The organism is Pseudomonas sp. FG13, assembly GCF_057809755.1.
Genome location: NZ_JBMDKO010000020.1, coordinates 40,968 through 61,484, shown reverse-complemented (window position 1 = coordinate 61,484; position 20,517 = coordinate 40,968). Strand labels below are relative to the sequence as shown.

At 48.0% G+C, this 20,517-nt stretch carries 25 protein-coding genes and 1 pseudogene; 23 read left to right on the top strand and 3 right to left on the bottom strand.

All coding sequences use genetic code 11. The features are described 5' to 3' along the window. The first annotated feature begins 8 nt into the window (after window positions 1–8). The 19 genes from ACODTO_RS17155 (at window position 9) to ACODTO_RS17065 (ending at window position 13,075) form a co-directional block, all read left to right on the top strand. Window positions 9–404: a hypothetical protein gene (locus ACODTO_RS17155; RefSeq protein WP_096236941.1), complete on the top strand. Its 396-nt coding sequence runs from the start codon at window positions 9–11 to the stop codon at window positions 402–404. 13 nt (window positions 405–417) lie between these two features. Next, window positions 418–855 (top strand): DUF948 domain-containing protein, encoded by a 438-nt coding sequence (locus ACODTO_RS17150; protein ID WP_489106782.1) that lies wholly within the window; start codon window positions 418–420, stop codon window positions 853–855. A 34-nt stretch (window positions 856–889) separates the two neighbouring features. After that, complete coding sequence (locus tag ACODTO_RS17145; RefSeq protein ID WP_489106781.1) at window positions 890–1,339, top strand: hypothetical protein; 450 nt, start codon at window positions 890–892, stop codon at window positions 1,337–1,339. A gap of 402 nt (window positions 1,340–1,741) precedes the next feature. Then, window positions 1,742–2,536, top strand: a complete 795-nt coding sequence (locus ACODTO_RS17140; protein WP_489106780.1) for a phage baseplate protein — start codon at window positions 1,742–1,744, stop codon at window positions 2,534–2,536. A gap of 427 nt (window positions 2,537–2,963) precedes the next feature. Further along, window positions 2,964–4,271 (top strand): hypothetical protein, encoded by a 1,308-nt coding sequence (locus tag ACODTO_RS17135; protein ID WP_489106779.1) that lies wholly within the window; start codon window positions 2,964–2,966, stop codon window positions 4,269–4,271. Between the two features lie 1,296 nt (window positions 4,272–5,567). Next, the gene (locus ACODTO_RS17130; protein ID WP_489106778.1) at window positions 5,568–5,861 is read left to right on the top strand and encodes a hypothetical protein; all 294 of its coding nucleotides are present in this window, start codon (window positions 5,568–5,570) and stop codon (window positions 5,859–5,861) included. A 110-nt stretch (window positions 5,862–5,971) separates the two neighbouring features. After that, window positions 5,972–6,178, top strand: coding sequence for a hypothetical protein (locus ACODTO_RS17125; protein WP_489106777.1), 207 nt, complete (start codon window positions 5,972–5,974; stop codon window positions 6,176–6,178). Beyond that, a complete protein-coding gene (locus ACODTO_RS17120; RefSeq protein ID WP_489106776.1) occupies window positions 6,178–6,447 on the top strand; it encodes a hypothetical protein in 270 nt (89 codons plus the stop codon). Before ACODTO_RS17125 ends, ACODTO_RS17120 begins: the two co-directional genes overlap by 1 nt. Window positions 6,448–6,474: 27 nt before the next feature. After that, window positions 6,475–7,002 carry a hypothetical protein gene (locus ACODTO_RS17115; protein WP_489106775.1) on the top strand — a complete coding sequence of 176 codons (528 nt, stop codon included), beginning with the start codon at window positions 6,475–6,477 and terminating at the stop codon, window positions 7,000–7,002. A 25-nt stretch (window positions 7,003–7,027) separates the two neighbouring features. Then, window positions 7,028–7,408 (top strand): hypothetical protein, encoded by a 381-nt coding sequence (locus ACODTO_RS17110; RefSeq protein ID WP_489106774.1) that lies wholly within the window; start codon window positions 7,028–7,030, stop codon window positions 7,406–7,408. Continuing rightward, window positions 7,408–7,713, top strand: a complete 306-nt coding sequence (locus ACODTO_RS17105) for a hypothetical protein (RefSeq protein ID WP_489106773.1) — start codon at window positions 7,408–7,410, stop codon at window positions 7,711–7,713. The genes ACODTO_RS17110 and ACODTO_RS17105 overlap by 1 nt, the downstream gene beginning before the upstream one ends. 133 nt (window positions 7,714–7,846) lie before the next feature. Next, window positions 7,847–8,221, top strand: a complete 375-nt coding sequence (locus tag ACODTO_RS17100) for a hypothetical protein (protein ID WP_489106772.1) — start codon at window positions 7,847–7,849, stop codon at window positions 8,219–8,221. A gap of 23 nt (window positions 8,222–8,244) precedes the next feature. After that, complete coding sequence (locus ACODTO_RS17095) at window positions 8,245–8,583, top strand: hypothetical protein (protein WP_489106771.1); 339 nt, start codon at window positions 8,245–8,247, stop codon at window positions 8,581–8,583. 84 nt (window positions 8,584–8,667) lie between these two features. Continuing rightward, window positions 8,668–9,084 (top strand): hypothetical protein, encoded by a 417-nt coding sequence (locus ACODTO_RS17090; RefSeq protein WP_489106770.1) that lies wholly within the window; start codon window positions 8,668–8,670, stop codon window positions 9,082–9,084. Continuing rightward, window positions 9,084–11,402: a hypothetical protein gene (locus ACODTO_RS17085; protein ID WP_489106769.1), complete on the top strand. Its 2,319-nt coding sequence runs from the start codon at window positions 9,084–9,086 to the stop codon at window positions 11,400–11,402. The genes ACODTO_RS17090 and ACODTO_RS17085 overlap by 1 nt, the downstream gene beginning before the upstream one ends. Beyond that, window positions 11,402–11,758, top strand: a complete 357-nt coding sequence (locus ACODTO_RS17080; RefSeq protein ID WP_489106768.1) for a hypothetical protein — start codon at window positions 11,402–11,404, stop codon at window positions 11,756–11,758. Before ACODTO_RS17085 ends, ACODTO_RS17080 begins: the two co-directional genes overlap by 1 nt. Window positions 11,759–11,775: 17 nt before the next feature. After that, window positions 11,776–12,006: a hypothetical protein gene (locus ACODTO_RS17075; RefSeq protein WP_489106767.1), complete on the top strand. Its 231-nt coding sequence runs from the start codon at window positions 11,776–11,778 to the stop codon at window positions 12,004–12,006. Between the two features lie 3 nt (window positions 12,007–12,009). After that, window positions 12,010–12,321, top strand: coding sequence for a hypothetical protein (locus tag ACODTO_RS17070; protein WP_489106766.1), 312 nt, complete (start codon window positions 12,010–12,012; stop codon window positions 12,319–12,321). A gap of 13 nt (window positions 12,322–12,334) precedes the next feature. After that, on the top strand, window positions 12,335–13,075 hold the full coding sequence (locus ACODTO_RS17065) for a Gp138 family membrane-puncturing spike protein (protein WP_489106765.1): 741 nt from the start codon (window positions 12,335–12,337) through the stop codon (window positions 13,073–13,075). A gap of 65 nt (window positions 13,076–13,140) precedes the next feature. Here ACODTO_RS17065 and ACODTO_RS17060 read toward each other — a convergent pair whose 3' ends face one another. Continuing rightward, a complete protein-coding gene (locus tag ACODTO_RS17060; RefSeq protein ID WP_489106764.1) occupies window positions 13,141–14,091 on the bottom strand; it encodes an FRG domain-containing protein in 951 nt (316 codons plus the stop codon). Between the two features lie 1,460 nt (window positions 14,092–15,551). Here ACODTO_RS17060 and ACODTO_RS17055 point away from each other — a divergent pair. From ACODTO_RS17055 to ACODTO_RS17040, 4 genes are all read left to right on the top strand, one after another. Further along, window positions 15,552–16,253, top strand: a complete 702-nt coding sequence (locus ACODTO_RS17055) for a recombinase family protein (RefSeq protein ID WP_489106763.1) — start codon at window positions 15,552–15,554, stop codon at window positions 16,251–16,253. Between the two features lie 348 nt (window positions 16,254–16,601). Continuing rightward, window positions 16,602–17,558, top strand: a complete 957-nt coding sequence (locus ACODTO_RS17050; RefSeq protein WP_489106762.1) for a DUF2971 domain-containing protein — start codon at window positions 16,602–16,604, stop codon at window positions 17,556–17,558. Between the two features lie 124 nt (window positions 17,559–17,682). Beyond that, the gene (locus ACODTO_RS17045; RefSeq protein ID WP_489106761.1) at window positions 17,683–18,063 is read left to right on the top strand and encodes a hypothetical protein; all 381 of its coding nucleotides are present in this window, start codon (window positions 17,683–17,685) and stop codon (window positions 18,061–18,063) included. A 393-nt stretch (window positions 18,064–18,456) separates the two neighbouring features. Further along, complete coding sequence (locus ACODTO_RS17040; protein WP_489106760.1) at window positions 18,457–18,753, top strand: hypothetical protein; 297 nt, start codon at window positions 18,457–18,459, stop codon at window positions 18,751–18,753. A 95-nt stretch (window positions 18,754–18,848) separates the two neighbouring features. On the opposite strand, the pseudogene ACODTO_RS17035 reads toward ACODTO_RS17040, so the two are convergent. Next, window positions 18,849–19,613: pseudogene (locus tag ACODTO_RS17035) on the bottom strand (alpha/beta fold hydrolase); the annotation flags it as partial. 135 nt (window positions 19,614–19,748) lie between these two features. Beyond that, window positions 19,749–20,195 carry a DUF411 domain-containing protein gene (locus ACODTO_RS17030; RefSeq protein ID WP_139645392.1) on the bottom strand — a complete coding sequence of 149 codons (447 nt, stop codon included), beginning with the start codon at window positions 20,193–20,195 and terminating at the stop codon, window positions 19,749–19,751. Window positions 20,196–20,517: the final 322 nt, after the last annotated feature.

Below are 20,517 nucleotides of genomic sequence, written 5' to 3'. Positions count from 1 at the left end.
GAGGCTCAATGCCAACAATCAAAAGACACATTGAGACTCTTCAGAAAGAAGGGTTTCATTCTGTAGTTTATGAGTTGAAAGGTCGTATTGACTTGAAGCGTCTTGGACGCCACTTCAATATGATGCTCAAGCGTAGACACCCTGACGTAACCAACTATCACTTCTTCTGGTTTCGCACCAAAGAGAGTGTGATTGTTTCTTACGTCGGTAACATGTTCCTAGTTGACGCTGTGGAAGACTTCATGAACAAAGCTATTCAAATCGGCATTGCTGGCACTGCTGATGAAGTCTTCTCTGGCCGTGACAAGGGGCTTTTCATGGGCAAACTTAAACAATGCCTTACTCACTTCAGTCCTAAACCCTCCACACGTTCCTATGGGGGTAGCCAGTTAGGGCCAATCTAATAGGAATCTATAGATGGATGAAAAACAATCCCCGCTTCAACGTCCAATGACGTATCTACACGGCCTCATCATGGCAATACTTCTGGTTCTTGGGATTGTCTTCATTCCCCAGTTCATAACGACTGGAAGAGTGGAGCAATACCAGTTCGATAACATCACTGTGCAGAAGGAGCTTGTAGACAAAAGTTTGACGCCAATCAAGACGGACATTGCCAGCCTTAGAATCAGGACTTCAGAATCTGAGGCCCGTATTAATCTTCAGCTCGAAGAGACTGACAGAGTGACACGTAAGCTTGAAGACTTGATGTTCAAAGCTGACTCAAAGGAAATGATGAAGCTAGTAAGAGATAGAGCCGCTGAGGCTCATAGAAACATTGGGGTTAATGTTCAACAGACAGCCAACCCCATTATCAATGTGTCCCCAACATACAACAACAATCAAGGGAAGTGACACAGCAACAACCCCCACAACAATGAGAGAGATTATGATAACGACGACACTTAATCTCAAAGGATTTGACAATCTGGCCAGACGCCTGAAAACGCTGGCCGCTACAAAGGTTAAAGTAGGATTCTTTGAGGAAGACAGATACGACGATGGTATACCAGTTGCTCAAGTGGCGGCATACAACGAGTTTGGAACACGCTTTCACCCTGAACGCCCATTCATGCGTGAAACACTTGAAGATAAGCAGACACGTAAAAAACTGCTTAAGGGGCTTATGGCAGCAGCTCGGGCCACGATCCACAACACTGGCGGTGCACGCCGTATCCTTGCCGCCCTTGGTAAGATCATCTCTGAAGAAATCAAAGTGACTATTGCCAACTATCCGGGCAGCAACAGTGCAAGAACGATTGCCGCTAAAGGCTTCGACCGTCCGCTGTACGACACAGGCAAGATGCTTGAGTCTGTGAAGTTCAAGTTTGCGGCCTAACATATGGAAGCAACTACACAAGCTGAAGACCAGCACAGCCCGCCAAGCCTCCTAGAAAGCGTTCTAAGCCTTCTTGAGCAACACACCCCAGCATTGGCACTCCCAGCAAGACAACGAGCTGCTACGGCCTTTATACGCTCTCTAGAGTGGATGGAAGCTAACCCAACAGCATGGGAAATCAAGCCAGTACAGCCAATCACTTATATCGACCAACTAGACAAGCCTATGAAGACTGTTGTGCGTGGTCGTGTGGTTGATATCTACAAAGCAGTGACAGTGTAATGCTCCCACAGAGCCATACAGCTACTCAAGCTACAAACCTAACCCAACATGCCAGTAAGCCTACAAAGCCTCTCAAGCAGGCTTGTGGCCCTCTGCACGCCCAATATAAGGAACAAACATATGGACGCTTCATTTTCGGGATTCGTCATTGTCACTAAAACATCTGACGTAATCTACTTCGACGCAATCACCCGTATCACAGAGCAATATAGCTCTGCCATCTCCAAGCACCCACTTTCTAACGGTAGCTTGATCACAGACCACACAACAAGAGAGAACCCAAGATATTCCATCAGTGGTGTTCTGTCTGATGCTGACTTCAACATCAACCGACCATCTACCTTGGGTGCAATCCCTGCTTTCTCTTTTGATACTGGCGACCAAGTGTCTACTGACGCAAATGGTTTGTACATGCCACGTGACAAGCAGTACAAGAACAGCACACAGGTTGTGACGCCTGTTCAGATTAGCACTGTAGGCTCTATCAATAAGCTTCTACCAGAAGTGATTGCACAGTTCACAAGGGACACAATCCCTACAGTTATTCTGACACCTCAAGAAAAGTCTAAATCGTCCCAAGCGGTGAAACGCCAGCTAATCAGCATGTGGCAAAACTCGGAAGAGTTCCAAGTGATTGAGTTACTAGGTGGATTGAACGTTGGTTCTTATGGCCCTTGTGTCTTCACTAACGTTGCCTTTGAAGAGAACACGCAAACAGGGGACGGGATTTTCCCTGAGCTGGCTTTTGAGCAGGTTGTTCATGCCAACACTCGAAATATTGCTGTACAGATCAGGAACAACAAAGGCCGTAAGAACGGAAAAGTCAAAACCAAGGCAGGCCAAGACAACGTTGCTAACGCACCATCCAGCTACGCCGGTAAGAGTGTGTTGGAGTACGTCCCGCCTGACAAGTAATAGGAACCCGCTCGGTGTGATGCTGAAGCGGGTTTTTGTTTGCTTGTCGTATGTAGAGAATTGTGAAAATAGTTGTTGATTTTGTACTAATTATCTGTATGAGGGGTTGACAGGGGTAGTTTGCGTGGTAAACTATTAGTAGTGGAGAAGAAACATTTACTGCAACGGTAAATCCTCTCTGGCAACACCATCAGTTACACACAAGCCCAGACCAAAACACAGCCTTTAGGCTCATCCCTCACAGGAGATATTTCTATGCCCGTCCAAAACAAACGTGGTGGCACTCTGAAGGTTCTTACTTGCCGTGTCTGTGAAAAGCAGTTCACCCGCAAGAAGTTCCAGCCAGTGTGCTGCCATAGCTGCAACACGATCTACAAAGCAACACAACAAACCCTATCCCAAGCCGACCTTCAAGGAGCTAGCAACAATGAAAGCACAATCGAACACACAAACATCCGCTAAAATCAAACCAGTTAAACTAGCTGACGGTCGTCACCGTTGCCTGTTTGACGAGTGCCGTAAAGCATTCACCCCGAAACGCTCTGACCAATGCTACTGCAAGAGCGACAAGAGAGACTGCAAACTCCTAGCTAACAAAGCTGCTAAAGCTGCCACCACTACACGTAAGAGAAAAGTTTACACAATCCCTGCTGACGCACACCAACGCTACAGAATCCTAGATGCTGTTAGAGCTGCTGGAACCGTGCAAATCCTGCAAACATGGATTGGTGATGTTGAAGAAGCCGCTGCAACTATCAACGTCCTAACCGCCACCAACACAGCCAACCTGAAGAACGGAAAGAACACATTCCACACTTGCCACGTTGACGCTGTTAAGCATTCCCACCGTATGGGTTTGCTCTCTTCTCAAAACCTCTTCGTTGGTCTTGGAACTCGCAACCGAGCAGCCAAGGCTGTCAGCACAGGCATGGGCCAGTCTATGAGCCGCCTAGACTTGAGAGCGAAATGGTCTGTAGACACCAATATGAGTAACGCTGATGTGTGGACGTTGGTTGAAGAGTTTGTTGGTATCGAAACTCTAACTGAAGCTTGCCGCAAAGCTGGGCTTAAACCATCTGCCAAAGCTCAGGCAATCGCCAACCTAGAGCAAGTGATTGATCTGAACAACCCTGAACACGCACCATTCGTCAAAGTCTTGAACAACCCAAAGAGCACAGCCGTTGAACTACAGATGGCAGTTGCTGAGATTCAAGGTAAGCGTGTTTTCAGCATGAAACTTAAAGCCACTACCGAACAAGAGATTCTGTTCTCTGAGATTCGCCGCCACTCTGCTTTCCGTCCTGAGCTGTATTTCCTCCTGACTCCAATCAACAAGATGTACACCACATATACTGATGAAGCTGGTAAAGGCCATCAGCATCTAATCGGTGTGCTGTCTGAAGACCACTTGCAAACTCTGTTCAACCTTCTACAAGGCCACGATGCAGAACATATGGTTGAAGAAGTAGAAGAGCTGATGTTTGGATTTAACTTCGCATCCCGTAAGATGGTTGATGACAAGGCTGTTAGTGATGCTCACAAAGCCCGTATGGACGCCCACACTGCTTACTACGCACTTAGCCGTGAAGAGCGTGCAGAGTTTGACGCACAACGTCAGGAAGAGGCTGATATCCTGTCTGGCTTGATCTATGAAGAGGGTGATGATGTGTTCCGTGGTTCTGTTAACACAATCGTTTTCTGTGAGTCTTACATTCCGGGTTGGACACCGTTCTGATCATTCGTGCAGAAAGCAGCTATGGCTGCTGTAGTGTTAAAACCTTTTAAGAGTAACCCATCTAGGCTGTAACCCTTTAAATACGTGGCCTCCAGACAAGTTGACCCCCTCAGAAAGTGCGTCCTACAGCGTGATACAACACCTCAAGTAGTAACCCGTGAACATCGTTCACAGTGGTATTCCCTGACAACCCGAGTTGTCGTCTGTACTCCCTCAAGCAACAAACACAAACCACCATCACTAGGCACAAGGCCAAAGGGCACCCTGTGAACATCGTTCACGGCAGACAACCCTTTGAGGCTTACTCTCTTTTGAATGTTGTGTTGTTTTGTTGTTTGATATGGTAGTCAGCTTTGAAGTGAATCACATTCAAAATGCGAGAAGCCTTGAGGCTCCACACGGCAACGTGTGAGCTGTTCTAAGCTGTGAGCAGTCCAAAGCCTAGAGTGAACATCTCTCGCCCTGTAGAGGGCAGTAGAAAGCCTCACAGCGTGGAGCACTACTTAGAGTGGCGAGACAACAACACAACAGAAATCGTGACAACCAAACAAGCGTGGTATCCCCTGTTTCAAATACACAAACAGAAATGACGGCTTTATTAACGAGTGTGAAAATAGTTGTCAAAAAAGTTGCATAAAGTGACACAAAGTAGTAGACAACTGTCAAAGCTGTGATATAATATAGGTGTAGAGAGGGAAAGTTATAGAGCTTTCTTTCCTGCTGCCAAATTCCCTTCTAATACCGATCGTTAGTTTACTCCTCCTTTCTAACTGGTTGGTATGTCTGAGCAAGCGTGTCCTCCCACGCTTTGTTAGCACCTCGCCGGTGGTTGCTCAATACCGGCACTCCTTCGAAACACTATTCAAAGATTCGCAAGGGCTTCGATTCCCTCCAAATAGCCTTAACAGGTGGCTAGCGATAAAACCCTGTCCGATAGGCTGTTCTCCATCAGCCGACCTCAAAGCTTTATCAAGTAGCTCGCGGAACACTTGAACACACATCACAATGCCTTCTTGGTCAGGCTGTGGTGAAAGAGCCGTTTGGTGGTACGGTGTGGCCCACTACCTCTAATTCAGATTCCTGTTGATTCGCAATGAGTCAGCAAGACAGCACACGGCAAACTTAATAAACAGTGAGCAGCAACTTTTTCACAGCTTCAGGGTAGCTGGTGCGAAACCCTAACTAATTCCTTGTACAGAGCGAAGCAGCCAAAGTGCTGCTTTTCTTTGTGCTTGAACAATCTCACGTAACCACTCATACCAGTAACGCCAACCAATCGCCCACAAGGAAAACACAATGACACTCACTACAAAAGAGTGTGCAGAGTGCGGGCAGTCGTTTCTATCGAATCGCTCTAACCACAGATTCTGTAAAGACCATTGCCGTATTCGTGCACACCGTGCCAAGCACAAAGAAATGCCAGAAGTGAAGCAAGCCAAGACTTCAATCTTCGAATTCTACAAACAACAAATCTCCAAACTCTCTGATTCTGAAATCCTAGGTGCGGTGGCTGCATTGATTCTAGAAACTCCAGAAGACAGCAAGAACAGAAAACAATCTCTACTCTACACCATGCTTAACAAGGATTAAGAACATGACAACCACTATCGTTATCGCTATCTCGTTTGCTATCTACGCTGCAAGCGTCACTGCTTATTGTCTAGCCAGATACATCAAAGACAACTCTGAGGAATCCGCCAATGTCTGATACACAGTTTGCAATCGGAACACAAACACAGCTTTCTAACGAGATGTGGCGTACAGAGTTTCTTGCCACTCTTGATGAAGGCGACCTAACACATGAGTCTTTCATGTTTATCAAATCAAATCGCTACGCTGGCGACTCTGAAGACGAAACGCTTGAAGAGTATTCCCAGTGGTGCACAGAACAAGGATTCGAATTCTGATGACCGACACACAAACACTGAAGGCTGAAGCCTTAGCCAAGTATGAAGCCCAAGGCAAGTACGAAATCATCTACACCAACTTTCATGTAGATATGTTCCGTCAGTACGACGACCTTGTTAGCAAAGGCTACAAGCGTGCTCCTGATCCTTTCATCACTGCCAGCAACATGAACTGGTCTGTTGTGCAAGTGGTACATATGGAAAAGCCAGCCAAGCTGCAAACAGCAGAACTCAAAGCAATCTACGCAGCCATTGACGCTGCTCAATAACCAATCGAATACAAGGAAAAACAAACAATGACTACCCTAACAATCAAGAAGCACGATAAACAAGAACTGCAAACGCTCATTGACTACGAAACGCAAGCCTACGCTGTAACTGTACAAGGCCGTGACAGCTTTCTTGATGGACATGGCCGTCTGCGAACTGGTGAGTTCAACCTCCGTGGTGCCTTGGAAGTTGTAGAAGCTTCTTTCCCTCAGGCGGCAATGAACGAAGTGCAAAACAAAGTTGATCAAGGATACAAGCTCTACACAGGTAGTATCTACCAACCATCTATCGGTAACAAACTCGTAAAAATCTATGTTGTTAAGCCTGAAGTTCTTCAGGCTGAAGACATTAAGGCCATCACATCTGAGGTCACAGCCAAATACACAGCAGACATTGACGCACATAACGAACGTGTGTTTGCACAAGAAGCTGAAGCATTGAAAGCTGAAGAAGCTGCTATTGCTGCTCAACTCAAAGAAGAAGACGCAGCACGTGTACAGGCTGATTTTGATAAGCGTGTACGTGACCGTATGCGTGGCAGCAAGTCGAAGTAATCAAAACACTTAAAAGGAAACCTAAATGACTCTTATACATAACCAACAAAGTGATCTTCAACATCTGACTGAATATGAGGTGGCAGCCTATAAACGTCGCCTCAACGGTTATCACATCGACTATCCATGTGTACTATGCACTAGCTTGTATCCGAGCAAGACACAGCTAGGTGCAATTGAACGAATCGTAGAAAGTTCTTTTCTTAGTGCTATGCACTCTTTGCAAGCATATATTGATCGTGGCTACAAACTCTACAACAACCCTTTGCTTGCTTCTGAGGTTGTTGGGCAGCGTTGTATTATCTACGTGGAAAAACCTGAAGCTGTTCAACGTCAAGATATCAAAAAGATTGTAGAGCAAATCACTGCCGAAGTTGATTCTGCCAAAGAGGCAGAGATTAAGTAATGACTGAACAACAATACCGCAAGATGCTTATTGCTAAGCTGTTTGACGCTGATGTTACTGAAGTGCTCGCCACTTCAGCCATCAACCTAGATTACGCTGGATTCTTTCAGTTCTACAAAGTTCTTGTTGAAGAGCAAGACTATCTAAAAGAGACAGTGCAGAAGGCCAAAGCTTCTAAGGCCAAGGAAGTCGCTAAGTCTGTAGCTAAGACAACTGTACATACGGTAACGCTCACACAAGTAGCACCGCTGCTAACATCTGCTGAGCTAACAATGCAGATGCTGCAAGAGAGATACAAGAAGTAATGAGAGACACTGCCCAATACGACAACGATGAATGGGGCGCTGCCCCTTCTAAGTCCAAACCAAAACACAAAGACAAGCACCGCTCTCAACGTAGGGACGGTAAACGTCGTTACGAACAAGAGGAAACAGAATAATGTCCAACGCTATGACAGCAGAGCAGAAGCTAATGTTTGCTGCTCGCATCTACAAACAAACAATTGAACCACTTGAGAAAGCCCTAACACGTGCTATCTCTTGTGGCTTTCCAGAAGAGCACATTCAACGCCTTCAACACATGATTGAAGAAGCCAAGATGATTGCAAGCTTTGAACACATCACATTGCCAGTTAAGAAGAAGTCTCCCGGACGCCCACGTAAAGGCTCCAAGACTGTTGAACAAGAGTGTCACGACATCTTCAAGAGCTATTGCCCTGTCTTCATTCCACTGAAGGTGCAAGAGAAGAAAGGTGTTGATGCAGCGGGCAACGTTAAACCCCAAGAAGGTTTGGTATTCAACTTCAGCAAATAAGAGACGCACAGGAGATTAAGACGATGACAGACGGACAACACGCACTGATTCTAAAGTACCAAGCCACAACACCATCCAGTTATCACCACATCATCAATCATCTTGTTCTAACTGATCAACTCTACGCTGTGCAGATGTTGGTGAGCACACTTGAACAAGAGGAAGCAAAGAACGCTGTATGTAGTGAGGCAGCACGCAAGGTTGCTTATGATCGTAAGTTGATTGTTGACCAACTGGAAACTCTTTCTCGCCAAGCTGACAAGCTGGAGCGTGAGTTGTTCTACACCAACATGCAAGCTGAAGGCTTCCGTATCCGCATGGAACAACTACTAGAAGAGAATGCAAAGCTGAAGGCTGTTTGATTACAGCTTTGAGCTTTCCTTTCTTACCCAATTTCAAGAGCTGACATTCCGTGTCGGCTCTTTCTTTATAAAGGACACAAAATAATGACAATGACACGTACACATCAAGCCTACTTTGAAAAGTTTGCAGAAGACCTTTTCCGCCAAGCCCTTGAAGCAGCAAACCAACATACAGATGTTGAGTATGTTCTATCCCTGATTGACTATCGCGAGACAGGCAAGGAGCTTGGTGAAGAGGCTTTAAATCACGCTACTTACTCCGACCTGAAGTGGGCAGACAAACAACTATCTGATCCGCGTATGTTGCGTGCTATGTACGCTATTGAGCAGGCAATCGCCAAGGTGGCACCAACAACAGTAGATAAACTAAAGGGCTTTGAGTTTATGGCTCAGTTCCTAACATCTGGTGTTCTCGATACTGAGACAGCTATGAATGGCATTGCTGAAGCTGATGATGCTGTGCAGAACCGTGCACTTCAATTGATTCAAGAGCGTATGTAATGGTTAGTGATCAAGAACTAGGCGAGCTATTCGCCAAGATTGGTTTCAAGGTTGATCTAAAGGGAATCCAACAAGCCAAAGCGGTGATGAAAGCTCTCGAAACTCAAGCCCGTAACACTGGCAAAGCCATTGATAAAGCTTTGAAGAGTACAGGCGGTGCGGGACAGACAGCTAAGAACTTGGCTGTTGCACAACAAGCACAAACCAAAGCTCAATTCCAAGCACAGCTACAGAATGCAAAGCTTGCCAAGATCAACAACAGTTCTCAAGCAAGTGGCTTGAAGACACAGCAACAACAAGTTGCCCTGCAAATCAAACAAGCTCAGTTGGCAGCAGCAACACAACGCACACAGGCAGCAGCCGCCAAAGCCCAACTACAGCAACACGCCCAAGCCTTGGGACACCAGATTCAACAGTCCCGTCTAGCCAACCTCCAGCAGCAACACCAAATCCGTGCAGCCCGTGCAGCAGCACAACAACATGCCGCAAACAGACGTGCAGCAGGACAGGCTAACACTCCTGGGCACGGTGGCCCACGATCCGCTCACGGCGGTGGCTTGCTTGGTGTAGGTAGTCACGCCATTCACCGCTTTGGCGGTGTAGGTCGTTTCGCTGGTGGCGTCACTGGTGGTGCTGAAGGCGCTCTAGGTGGCTTGGAAGGGCTTGCAGGCGGTCTAGGCCGTGCAGCAATGGGATTGGGTGCTGTAGCTGGTGCCGCTGCTCTGGTAGTGGCTGCATTCGCTGCAATCGTTGCCGCTTCCACAGGTTTTGCCCGAGCGGCTGAACGAGCTGCTAACACTCGAAACCAACGCCTTGGGCAGTTCCAAGCTGTGGGTGATAAAACTCCAGAAAATGCCCAGCGTATGAACAACCGTTATGAGAACTTCGCACAAACAGAAGGTCTATCCACAAAAGAGACTGGAGCAGATTACGCTAAAATCGTTGGTTCATTGTCTTCTAAAGTTGGAGTTGATAAAGCTGCTGACGCTGCTGAAGGTATTCTCAGATATGGTAAGGCTCAACACTTGTCTAACGAAAACATGTCTAAGATTAGTCTTGGTATGCGTCAAGCCCTTGGTAAAGGTCAGTTGTACTCTGAAGAATGGACTGGCCAAATTGCTGAACACCTTGGGGCACACGCCAACGAGTTTGGTGCTGAAGCTTGGCAGAAAGCATCTGGTGGCAAATTAACTGGCGATGAAGCCTTGAAGGCTTTCGGTAAGGATCGTCAAGATAGAAAGATTAGTGGTGACGCACTTACAAGATTCATGATGGAACTCGGTAAGACACTGGATCAACATGCTAATGACGGTGGATTGTTGGATAAAGCCCGCAACACCCAAGATTCTTGGGATAACCGTATCGGCAACCAATACCAAGCAAACATGGCTTCTGCTTTTGACAACACTGGCTTGCAATCCACAATGCCTGCTCTATACAGCAGCCTTGTAGAGTTTCTGAAAGCGATTGAGCCACAGTTTGAAGCCTTGGGCCGTTCTTCTAGCACAGTGCTTAACGGTGTGACGAGTTTGGTTAAAGGTCTAACCAATCTAGCCAATTGGTTCAACAACGGTAAGAGCTACCTTGATCCTAAGTTTATGCAAGACCTTAGCTCTGCAATGGATGAGCTAGGAACAAGCTTCACTACTTACTATCAAACTATCAAGCAAGCTTTTGGTATTGCTGATGATGTAGGGTTGTTCAAGACTGTAGGTGAAACTCTTATTGGAGTGATTACGGCTGTCGTTGATGCAATCGCTGCATTTGCTGATGCAATTACATTCCTACTACGCAAGGTTCAAGATGGTTTGCACTTTATGGGCCAGATTGATGATGACAAGTATGGCCAGATTGTTAAACAGCGTGAAGTTGACGACAAGCAACGTGCAGATATTGTTGCAAGACGAGAGCTAGACCGTAATGGCGGTGGCCCTATGCCTAACCCTGCTGGCAATGTTGACCCAACAGCGCCTTGGCGTCTGACTGATGGTAGCGACATTCCAAAACTCGATACTGTAGTTGCTCCTGACGCTGGCCCCAAAGCCTTCCCTAACATGGTGGGTGCAACTCCAAAGACGCCATTGATTCAACCTGCTGTAAACGGACAGGCTGCCGCTTCTGCTGTAAACACCAACGTTGTCAACAACATCACAATCCAACAAGCACCAATGACAATCAACAGTGGTGCAAGTGCTGATGAACTGGCAGGACACCTTGAGAGCCACAGAAACGAAACCGCTGCACTTGTTGCACGTGAGGTCAAGAAGAACAGTCCAGATGTTGCAGCCGCTACACAGTCTCAAGCAAGAGGCAACTAATGTCACCAGCCCTAGATAATAAAGTTTGGGGTTGGCTTCTTGCAGCTTGTTTCACTGTCCTGATTGGGTGTTGCATTTTAACGGTTAACGCACACATCACGCTCAACGAGTACCAAGCCACAAGAAGCCAAGACATTGCCATGATGAGGCAAGAGATTGTTAGAACGTCTCTTGCTCAATCTGATTCTTTCAGGATGCAGATTAACAACGGCAACGAACAACTCAAGCAGTACATTGACATTCAAGTTCCCTTGAAGGCCCGAGACGCTATCTACAGTGTTTCGCCTATCAACATCAATCAAACTGCAAACCCAGCAATCACAACAAGCCCAAACACAACAATCAAATCAAAATAAACACAGGAGAATCAAACATGTTCCCAGTAACAATTGAGGGTATCCGTTACCCGCAACACTTTAAGTCTCAATCCAAAGCTATGGCAGCAGCATACGAATTCTTTGAAGGCAAAGGCCGTGCACTCTTCAAGATCATTCGTGCAAAGACGGATAACGGCAAAACCTATTTTGTTCTTCAGGATGACAAAGGGAATGCTCTTCCTCTTCCTGAAATTCCACTCCCGGTACGTCCAAGCAAGGCTGCTTAACACATGAACCATCCTGAGTTATTCCAGCAACTGTTAGCAACTCTCAACACATACGCTGCCTATAACGGGAATCGAACAACAGGCACTCAACGCATTGCATTAGCCAAGGCTTTGGAAGCTCTTTACAGCAGCGTTGAGTGTTATCCATCACTGGCTATCCAAGTTGATGTTAGCGCCTCTGTAATCGACTCACAGAAGCTCAGAGATAATGCCAGAGAAGTTTACAGCCCAAAGCACAAACCAGATGAGCCAGTAATTGGCTTTGAATCCAAACATTTCATTCAGGACAAAGCGTTAAGAATGATCGCAGATTAAGGAGTATGCCCTTATGGCAGACATTACATGGCTAGACGTTATCAAGACGGAAATCCATAACAACAATGACAATACACGTACAGCATTCCCTGCCGTAGTTACCGGTGTGAACGGCGGTGCTGTTCCATCCGTGACGGTGAAGGTTCTCAATCAACGTTATACGGATGATGGGGAAAACATGGATGACTTGCACATTCTCAATATCCCCATTGCCTACACTCGCACTAGCAGCAGCCTTATCCTTTTCCCAGTTAAAGTGGGTGATACAGGAATGTGCATTGTCGCTGACAACAGCCTAGATAACTTCAAGATTGCTTCCAACTCCAATCCTACCAAAGTGGCTAATAACAGAATGAAGGATGAGATGGACGCTGTTTTCTATCCGGGGCTAACTCCACCGGGTGTGATGGCTCAACAAATCCAGAGCTTGAGACTCCCAAGAGATGCCAATGACCTAACCATCATCCACAACACAGGAACTGGTGCAGAAGTAAACTTCACTCTGAAGGCAGACGGCAACGTTGAAATCAACTCACAATTCACAGTGAAAGTCATTGCTAAAGACATTGAGCTGAACGCAAGCAACAGTGTCTCTATCAATGCCTCTTCTCTGAAAGTGAATGTGCCTAACACCACATGGACAGGCAACACCACTATCAGCGGAACATGGACATTTAACGGGATTCCATTTGATACACATAAACACGCCGGTGTTACACCGGGCAATGGTGTATCTGGATTGCCAACAGCCTAACAACAGAGCAGCCCGCCATGACCTTTGTGTTATGAGCGGGCCTTTTTATATGATCTGCCTACGCTTCAGTCGTAGTAATCAGCACGTTCCTGATCTAGTGCATCCTGAGAGAGTGTTATTCCCACCTCGACGTTAGCCCAATCTCTAACCATCTTGGCAACGCCATTGTAGCCGGGGAAGAGTGTTGACCCATCAACCCCCAGCTTAGAACATAGCTGTAGCAGCTCAGGAGCTTCGCTGACTGGCAAAGTCATCTTTATGAGTGGCTTATCACTGCTAGTCGCATGGTAGATTTCAGGGATATCTTCTAACGCTTCTGACTGGTACTTATCACTAACCCCATACGTTGTAATGTTGTGTGTGGTGAATAAGCCAGACTGAGCAGCTTGGTTCTTACTCGTTCCACCGGGTGTTCTTATGATTTTTACTGTCGTCCACTCATCTGCAAACGTTGTGTCTAGTGCCCAGATGGCAATCCTTGGCATAGTGGTTGTGTCTAGCTCAAACTTAGCCGAAGAGGCTGCGAAGTAGCAGGCAACGAAGCTACGCTCTGTCCAATCAAGTAGACGTGTCGGCACATCGTAGTGTTGTGCAACAGCCATGATTTCGTAAAATCGTTCTGGCGGCCATGGGATATAGGAATCAGGTAAAAGGTGTGTCTGTTTTTCTATCTCCCGTTTTACCTGTTCTGAGTATCCCGGCACAGTCAGTCCGGCTCTATCACATCCGGCTAGAAACCTCTTAATCACCTCAAACTCAAACTCCACTTGCCCAGATGTTGTTTCATCAAACACCCTTCTTGGCGAGCCATACGCAAATGATCCTCTGCCAGTTCTACACACTGAAGGGGTTAGTTTGTAATCGTCATCCGGTTGGCCTCGGAATATATAGTGAGTCCGATGCCAGATAGGGTTTAAAGGGGATAGGTGGTCTATCAGATCACGTGCAGTGTCAAAGCTAATGACCGTTGGGCTTGCTCTGGTTATCATTGTTCCTTCCCCTAGTTCCAGTTCCATTAGATGTGTCCCAGTGTACTAGCCGCTAATCCAGAGCCGCAAGAGAGCGCCTGCTGTGCAGCCCCTGAACGTCAGTTCAGAGTGATATACCACTTCAAGTGTTCTCGCCTGATGTGGTTCCCACATACAACCAACAATAGAAACAAGAAACCTAAAGAGATAGTAACTCTGTGTCGTACCGACACGGGTTTACCCTTTGTCATTCTGACAAGGCTTCTGCACCAATATAAGAGCGGTTAGCTCATTTGATAGTTGGTTGTTATGTTTCTTGTTTGACTGGTTCATCACTGTGTCTCACGACACAATGTGTCTAAGCTTCTGAACGTCCGTTCAGAGAGTAGTACCACTGTTAAATCATCCATCAGGCAGGGTGTAACAATACTGTTAGCTTGCTATCTATTATCTGTAGGAGTATTCCTTTCTGCTGATACCACTTTGTGATTGTGAATACTTTGATGGAAGTGTGTTTGAACGGTTTGTTAGTTTGATGTCGTGTTACCAGTGGTGGTGACACTTGAGGGTAGTTTCAGTTTGTGTGTGTTGCTAAGCAAATCCATTTTGCACATGCAAGAAATTTTTGCACAAAAGTGGAAAATAATTGAAGAAATCACCACAGATTCACAACCTAGAACATGTGTCAACCACTTCAGCACACATCTGTGCAATCTTTACACTTTTCAGTTAATGAGAGTGATTCCCATCAATGAATTTCAAACGATTTGCCGAAGGGCTTCAATTTGGAGATGGTAGTGATTCTCATCTGTGTAATGTGATGAATAACACTCGACCGAAAGGAAAACACTTGACAGGAGGGATACAACGCTGACGGACGTAGCACACACTCAAGTGCGAATACACAATCCAAACCTCACAGATGGTGCAGAGCGTCAACAACATTCGTGCAAGAAACAGCCTCTGGCTGCTCTAGTGTTGTAACCTTTTTAGAGTAGTATTTCCCTCTACAAGCCACGTCCTGTAAGGGTTTCAGCCTAGAGCGGGTGCGTCCATTTGTAGTGATACACACCCCTGAACGGACGTTCAGAGCGTCACAGCCCCATGCCCCGAGGCATAAGCGGGACAACCCTTCATTTCCAATGAACACAGAAGCCATTGAGCCTAGACCGGCTCCAGCGGATACGCTGATTGGTTGGTGATGGATATGTTAGGTGTTTATATTGGACAACCCTTCAAGTGGTAATCCTCCTGATGCGAGAGCATCAAAGCTCACACACTCAAAAGGTCGCTCACACAAAGGTGTGTCCAGTCAAGAGGATTCCCAACAAACACACCACAAATAGAACGCAAACAATTAATCCTGTTGACATAACACCGTAGGTGTGAGCTGACACACTGTGTAATCATCGTTTGTCATTTCTGGTAATGGTCGTTCAGACATTTGTCATATGTGTTTGTGACGTGTAGAATGACAATCACACACAGAGTGAACAGGAATACAGACAATGAACGTTGTTGCTTACATCAGGGTTTCTACCAAAGGTCAAGGCGAAAGCGGGCTTGGTCTTGAGGCTCAACGTTCGTACATTGAAACAGCAGCCAAGCAAAATGGCTGGACAGTGGTAGCAGAGTTCTCTGAAACGATCTCTGGTACAACACCGCCCCTAGAACGTCCTGAATGCTCCAAGGCGATTGCACAGGGCTTGCCCTTGGTGGTGGCTAAGCTTGATCGTTTGTCACGGGACGTTGAGCACATAGCCAGCCTGATGAAGCGTGTTGACTTCAAGGTTGCAACCATGCCGCAAGCTGACAAGTTTCAACTCCACTTGTTTGCAGCACTGGCAGAACAGGAACGTGCATTCATCAGCCAGCGTACAAAAGACGCCCTCAAGGCTCTACAGGAGCGTGCAGACAGTGGTTGTGAAGAGAGCTTAGCCAAAGTGGAACGCCGCTCACAGGCTCTCTCTAAAGGCCGTGCAAAGGGCAACGCTGACAACATGAATGCCATCAAGGCTGAAAAGATTGACGCTCACCGTGAAGGCATAGCCCCTCATGTAATGGCGTGTCTCTACCAAGGCTGCAACACACTTCAGTCTCTTGCTGACTGTCTGAACAGTAAGGGTAAACACACCTCACGTGGTGGCCTGTGGACTCCTACAACAGTTCGTCGCCTTATGTTGAGCCTCAACGTCAGCTTCAAGAAGTAAACAGCGTGGGCAGGCTCTCAGGGGTGCTCAGGTTTATTTTAGAATTAAGAACGATTCCCATTTGTGTCGTCGTTTGTTGCTTAACACCTCTCGCTTGAAACCGGCTTTTCCAACACCACAGCTCCCATCACAACCCCTCCAGCTCATATTTCCGTGTGCAAATCCAACCCCGTACGACATGAGGCTGAAAAATTTGGCGGGAAATGGGTTTCCGCCTAGAAAACGCCCCTGCTTATTTCCTGTCTGGCGTGTCAAAACTCCCTTTGAAAAGTGATTCCCGTCTGGCGGCGGGCGGGGCTTCCGCTTACCCTAGATGCGGTAGCTGTCACTCAATAAGGACGATTGCACATGAGTTTAGAAGAGAAAATCCGCTCAGTCGTATGGGATGACTTTGAAGAAGAGAGTGATTTCCCTGCCCATCGTCCGCTACTTGCTCACTACACATCTGTTGCTGTGTTAGACGGGATGATGGCTAATGATGAGATTTGGTTCTCTCATCCGCTCTACATGAATGATTTAGAAGAGCTTCGGTTTGGCATGATTGAAGGTGCTAACGCTTTCAGAAATAGTGCTGAGTTGAAGGCTGCCTTTACGGATGATCAGCTATACGAAAGTTTGATGGTGCACTTCAACAACCTATTCGTTGAGTTCGACACAAAGCATGTGTTTGACACTTATGTTATGTGTTTGGCAAATCACAAACCAGAAGACAACGACGGGCTTTTGTCAATGTGGCGGGGTTACGGTGCAGGAGGGAGCGGTGTAGCTATCGTTTTTGACACAGCCAAAATCAACGTTAACGACTCGTCTCCTTTCATCATCGGCGCTGTCAGGTATGCAACAAGGGCCAAGCGTTTTGAGTGGATTGAGACGAAGATAAAGGGATTGGCTGAGCTGGTGGTGGGAACTACGCCGAGTGACGAAGACTTGTTCTACATTGCCTACTATTGGATTGAGCGGCTGAAGGTATTCTCACTGTTCACTAAACACGCTGGATTTCATGAAGAACAAGAGTGGCGGATTGTTTACATGAATGAGCGAGACAAGGAAGGCAAGCTCAAAGACATGCTAGGTTATGCAATCACTCCACGTGGTGTTGAGCCAAAGCTAAAATTCAAGGTGAAGCCTCTTGAGGGTTTGTTTGGCGAGCACCTGTCTCTAGAGGGCATCATTGACAGGATCATCCTTGGCCCAACCACCTCTACGGTCATAGCCGCAAACTCTGTTAAGAGACTTCTACAACAAAAGGGGAAGCCGGCCTTAGCTGAGAAGATCGTACCTTCCACAATACCATTTAGGCTGTGACAGTCAGTGACCGGCAGACTGATGTGAGTAGTTTTGTGATGCGTTTCGATTTGTGCGTGTGCAATTTTGTATGGTACAGTTCTCTCACACCGATTCATGTGTGACATTCATAGGAGCTTTCACGATGGCACAGGCAAAATCTCCAGAGGTAAAGGCAAAGATCATTGCAGCATGGCATGAAGCCGAAGCCAAAGGCGAGTCACGTAAGAGCTTTCATGAGCGTGTTAAAGGCACTGAGTTAGAAGTCACCTATGGCGGGCTGAATAATTGGTTGAAGCCAAAGTCCTCAAAGAGTTTTGATAACACAATGAAACACACGCCAACCCATACAGCAGCCCCAATTCTCACTGCTGCCACGTTGGACGATGTAGAAGCTGCATACAAAAGAAGTATTGAAACCCTCATCACCAACCTTGAAGAGCAAGAGCAGCAGCTACAAGCTGAGCTTGAACGTGTGACGAATGACCTTATCAGAGCACGTGACAAGCTAACCAAGTTTGATTGATTGCAGAGTGTCACAAACCCAAGGGCCACATAAGTGGCCTTTTTTGTGTCTGTCTGATTCTCATGTGTCAGGCTTTCTGTTGACTTGGTGTGCGGTTGTGATAGGTTTGCTATGTCACAAGGTTTCGCACCCTGTGAAGCCTGACGAAAAGGGAGCTGCCATGGATACACTCCAGCAGACACACAATGTGTACGTTCAGAAGGGATACGATTCAAATGTTTACGAGATGTACAGCTTCAAAGCATTGGATACAGCCGCAACATTGAGGAATTGTGCGTCTAGGTTTGGGCTTGTGGCTTTCATAGTGAGTGTGGAAGGCAACCAACCATTGACACACTATGTGCAACGATGTGAGGGCTGTACATTCTGTTAGATGACCAAGGAGTGGTGTAGATGGGATTCTTTTATGTTGTGTTCAGTTTTTGTGTTTCAGCAACAGGCTATGAAGACCATTGTCAGAAAGAGAAGTTGATAGACACACAGTATCTTGGGTTGGTTAGCTGTTACACAGGCGCCAGTTCGATTGAAAGGAAAACCACAGAGCAAATCTTGCAGGAGGCACAGCAGAGCAACGTGAAAGACCCGAAGATAGAAGTTAAGACCCGGTGCGTAACCAGTGCTGAGTCTGAAACCTTCTTGAAGCAGTGGGGGCCATCAGCCTTGGTCATCACTGGTAAGAAATACGAGTAGGGCTAACCGCCCATATCCCCGCAACACCCCGCTACAGGTTGCACGTCCCGCCCCATACGGATAAGCTCCGTCATTCATCCCCACATTGCCGTTTGTTGCGTGAAGATCATGTCGTAGATCAGCGCCGAGTTCCAGGCGACCTGGGTGTGTCCCGGTCCCTTGTTCAAGCCGGCGAGCATGTCTACCCAGCGTTCGAACTCCGGTTTCCAGCGGCCGCCGTAGTAAGTCGTGCGCTCGTAATTGCGAATACTGTCGGCGTTGAGCTTCAGCTCCCGTGCGTACCATTGATCGACGGTGCGGTAGGGCACGCCAAGAGCCTTCCAATCTTCCAGGCCGATGGGGTTGACCATGGCCAGGCGCTCCACCTGATCGGGAAACTGCAAGGCATAACGGGTGGCGAGCATGCCGCCGGTGGAGTGCCCCAGGATGATGGCTTTCTGTATGCCGAGAGCCTTGAGCAGGGCCTGGGTATTGGTGGCCAGTTGTTGGAAGCTGTACTGGTAGTGATCCGGTTTGCTGGACGTGCAGAAACCGATCTGGTCCGCTGCGATCACCCGGTAACCGGCCTCGCTGAGGGTCTTGATCGAGTCGCCCCAGGTGGCGGCGCAGAAGTTCTTGCCGTGCATCAGCACGATGCTGCGGCCATTGACCTTGCCCTGGGCCGGTACGTCCATGTAGCCCATCTGCAGGGATTTGCCCTGGGACTGGAAGGCGAAATGCTTGAGGGTATAGGGGTATTCGAAACCTTGGAGTTCCGGCCCATAGGCCGGCCCTTGCTGGTCGCTTTCGGCATGGGCGAGCAGCGGCAGGGCGGCGGTCAGGAACAGGCTGGGTAACCAGCGAAGAGTGGCGCGCGGCATGGTCGATCTCCTTGTGGCAGCCGGACGATCCTGGGGCGGCCCGGTTATGGCGACATTAACCACAGGCAATCGACAGGCCGGAATGTTCAACCTGGCCGGGGGGAAATGCGCCATGACGCCGCCCAGCGATCCCCGTCAGTGAGCCGGATAGTCCGCCACCACGGTTTGCGTCCCGTCTTTTTTCAGGCCGATCACCTGGTAGGCATCGCTCATGCCGTCCATTTCCATGCCGGGTGAGCCCATGGGCATGCCGGGCGCGGCTACGCCGAGCAAGTCGTCCCGCTGGCTCAGCGCCCGTACCTGATCGGCAGGCACGTGGCCCTCGACGAATTTGCCATCGATCTCGGCGGTATGGCAGGAGCGCAGGTTCGGTGCCACGCCCAGGCGTTGCTTCACTGAACTCATGTCGGTTTCGACATGGTCGTTGACCTTGAAGCCGTTCTCTTGCAGATGAGCGATCCATTTCTTGCAGCAGCCGCAGTTGGCGTCGCGGTGCACATCGATGGTGGCAGGCGCGGCGGCCTGGGCCAGGGTGGTCACGAACAGGGCGCTCAGGGCGAGCAGGTGCAGGGGATTGGCCATGAAAGCGGTCTCGTGTGGAGCGGGTTGGCGGGAGGATACCAGAGTAGCGGCTACGAGCTGACAGGCCGCTGAGGGACAGATGACAGAATTGTCAGGTGGGGGGCATCAAGCTGAATGAAAAGGCCGCGGGACCTTATGGGCACTGGGTTTGCTCGCGATGGGCAGGGACAGTCAAAATTGATGCAAGCTGTTTCGCCGCTATCGCGAGCAGGCTCGCTCCCACATTGGGTTCGGGGTGTACGCAGCACCTGCATACGCCGCCCACCCCTGTGGGAGCCCGGCTTGCCCGCGAAGGCGGCGGTACAGTCCACAGCTGTGTGAC

Coding starts and splice junctions, on each gene's coding strand:
- ACODTO_RS17065 (WP_489106765.1), top strand. CDS start 12,335: ATGGCAGACATTACATGGCTAGACGTTATCAAGACGGAAATCCATAAC.
- ACODTO_RS17100 (WP_489106772.1), top strand. CDS start 7,847: ATGTCCAACGCTATGACAGCAGAGCAGAAGCTAATGTTTGCTGCTCGC.
- ACODTO_RS17060 (WP_489106764.1), bottom strand. CDS start 14,091: ATGGAACTGGAACTAGGGGAAGGAACAATGATAACCAGAGCAAGCCCA.
- ACODTO_RS17075 (WP_489106767.1), top strand. CDS start 11,776: ATGTTCCCAGTAACAATTGAGGGTATCCGTTACCCGCAACACTTTAAG.
- ACODTO_RS17140 (WP_489106780.1), top strand. CDS start 1,742: ATGGACGCTTCATTTTCGGGATTCGTCATTGTCACTAAAACATCTGAC.
- ACODTO_RS17135 (WP_489106779.1), top strand. CDS start 2,964: ATGAAAGCACAATCGAACACACAAACATCCGCTAAAATCAAACCAGTT.
- ACODTO_RS17120 (WP_489106776.1), top strand. CDS start 6,178: ATGACCGACACACAAACACTGAAGGCTGAAGCCTTAGCCAAGTATGAA.
- ACODTO_RS17110 (WP_489106774.1), top strand. CDS start 7,028: ATGACTCTTATACATAACCAACAAAGTGATCTTCAACATCTGACTGAA.
- ACODTO_RS17040 (WP_489106760.1), top strand. CDS start 18,457: ATGGGATTCTTTTATGTTGTGTTCAGTTTTTGTGTTTCAGCAACAGGC.
- ACODTO_RS17130 (WP_489106778.1), top strand. CDS start 5,568: ATGACACTCACTACAAAAGAGTGTGCAGAGTGCGGGCAGTCGTTTCTA.
- ACODTO_RS17125 (WP_489106777.1), top strand. CDS start 5,972: ATGTCTGATACACAGTTTGCAATCGGAACACAAACACAGCTTTCTAAC.
- ACODTO_RS17105 (WP_489106773.1), top strand. CDS start 7,408: ATGACTGAACAACAATACCGCAAGATGCTTATTGCTAAGCTGTTTGAC.
- ACODTO_RS17115 (WP_489106775.1), top strand. CDS start 6,475: ATGACTACCCTAACAATCAAGAAGCACGATAAACAAGAACTGCAAACG.
- ACODTO_RS17145 (WP_489106781.1), top strand. CDS start 890: ATGATAACGACGACACTTAATCTCAAAGGATTTGACAATCTGGCCAGA.
- ACODTO_RS17085 (WP_489106769.1), top strand. CDS start 9,084: ATGGTTAGTGATCAAGAACTAGGCGAGCTATTCGCCAAGATTGGTTTC.
- ACODTO_RS17090 (WP_489106770.1), top strand. CDS start 8,668: ATGACAATGACACGTACACATCAAGCCTACTTTGAAAAGTTTGCAGAA.
- ACODTO_RS17155 (WP_096236941.1), top strand. CDS start 9: ATGCCAACAATCAAAAGACACATTGAGACTCTTCAGAAAGAAGGGTTT.
- ACODTO_RS17070 (WP_489106766.1), top strand. CDS start 12,010: ATGAACCATCCTGAGTTATTCCAGCAACTGTTAGCAACTCTCAACACA.
- ACODTO_RS17045 (WP_489106761.1), top strand. CDS start 17,683: ATGGCACAGGCAAAATCTCCAGAGGTAAAGGCAAAGATCATTGCAGCA.
- ACODTO_RS17095 (WP_489106771.1), top strand. CDS start 8,245: ATGACAGACGGACAACACGCACTGATTCTAAAGTACCAAGCCACAACA.
- ACODTO_RS17055 (WP_489106763.1), top strand. CDS start 15,552: ATGAACGTTGTTGCTTACATCAGGGTTTCTACCAAAGGTCAAGGCGAA.
- ACODTO_RS17050 (WP_489106762.1), top strand. CDS start 16,602: ATGAGTTTAGAAGAGAAAATCCGCTCAGTCGTATGGGATGACTTTGAA.
- ACODTO_RS17150 (WP_489106782.1), top strand. CDS start 418: ATGGATGAAAAACAATCCCCGCTTCAACGTCCAATGACGTATCTACAC.
- ACODTO_RS17080 (WP_489106768.1), top strand. CDS start 11,402: ATGTCACCAGCCCTAGATAATAAAGTTTGGGGTTGGCTTCTTGCAGCT.
- ACODTO_RS17030 (WP_139645392.1), bottom strand. CDS start 20,195: ATGGCCAATCCCCTGCACCTGCTCGCCCTGAGCGCCCTGTTCGTGACC.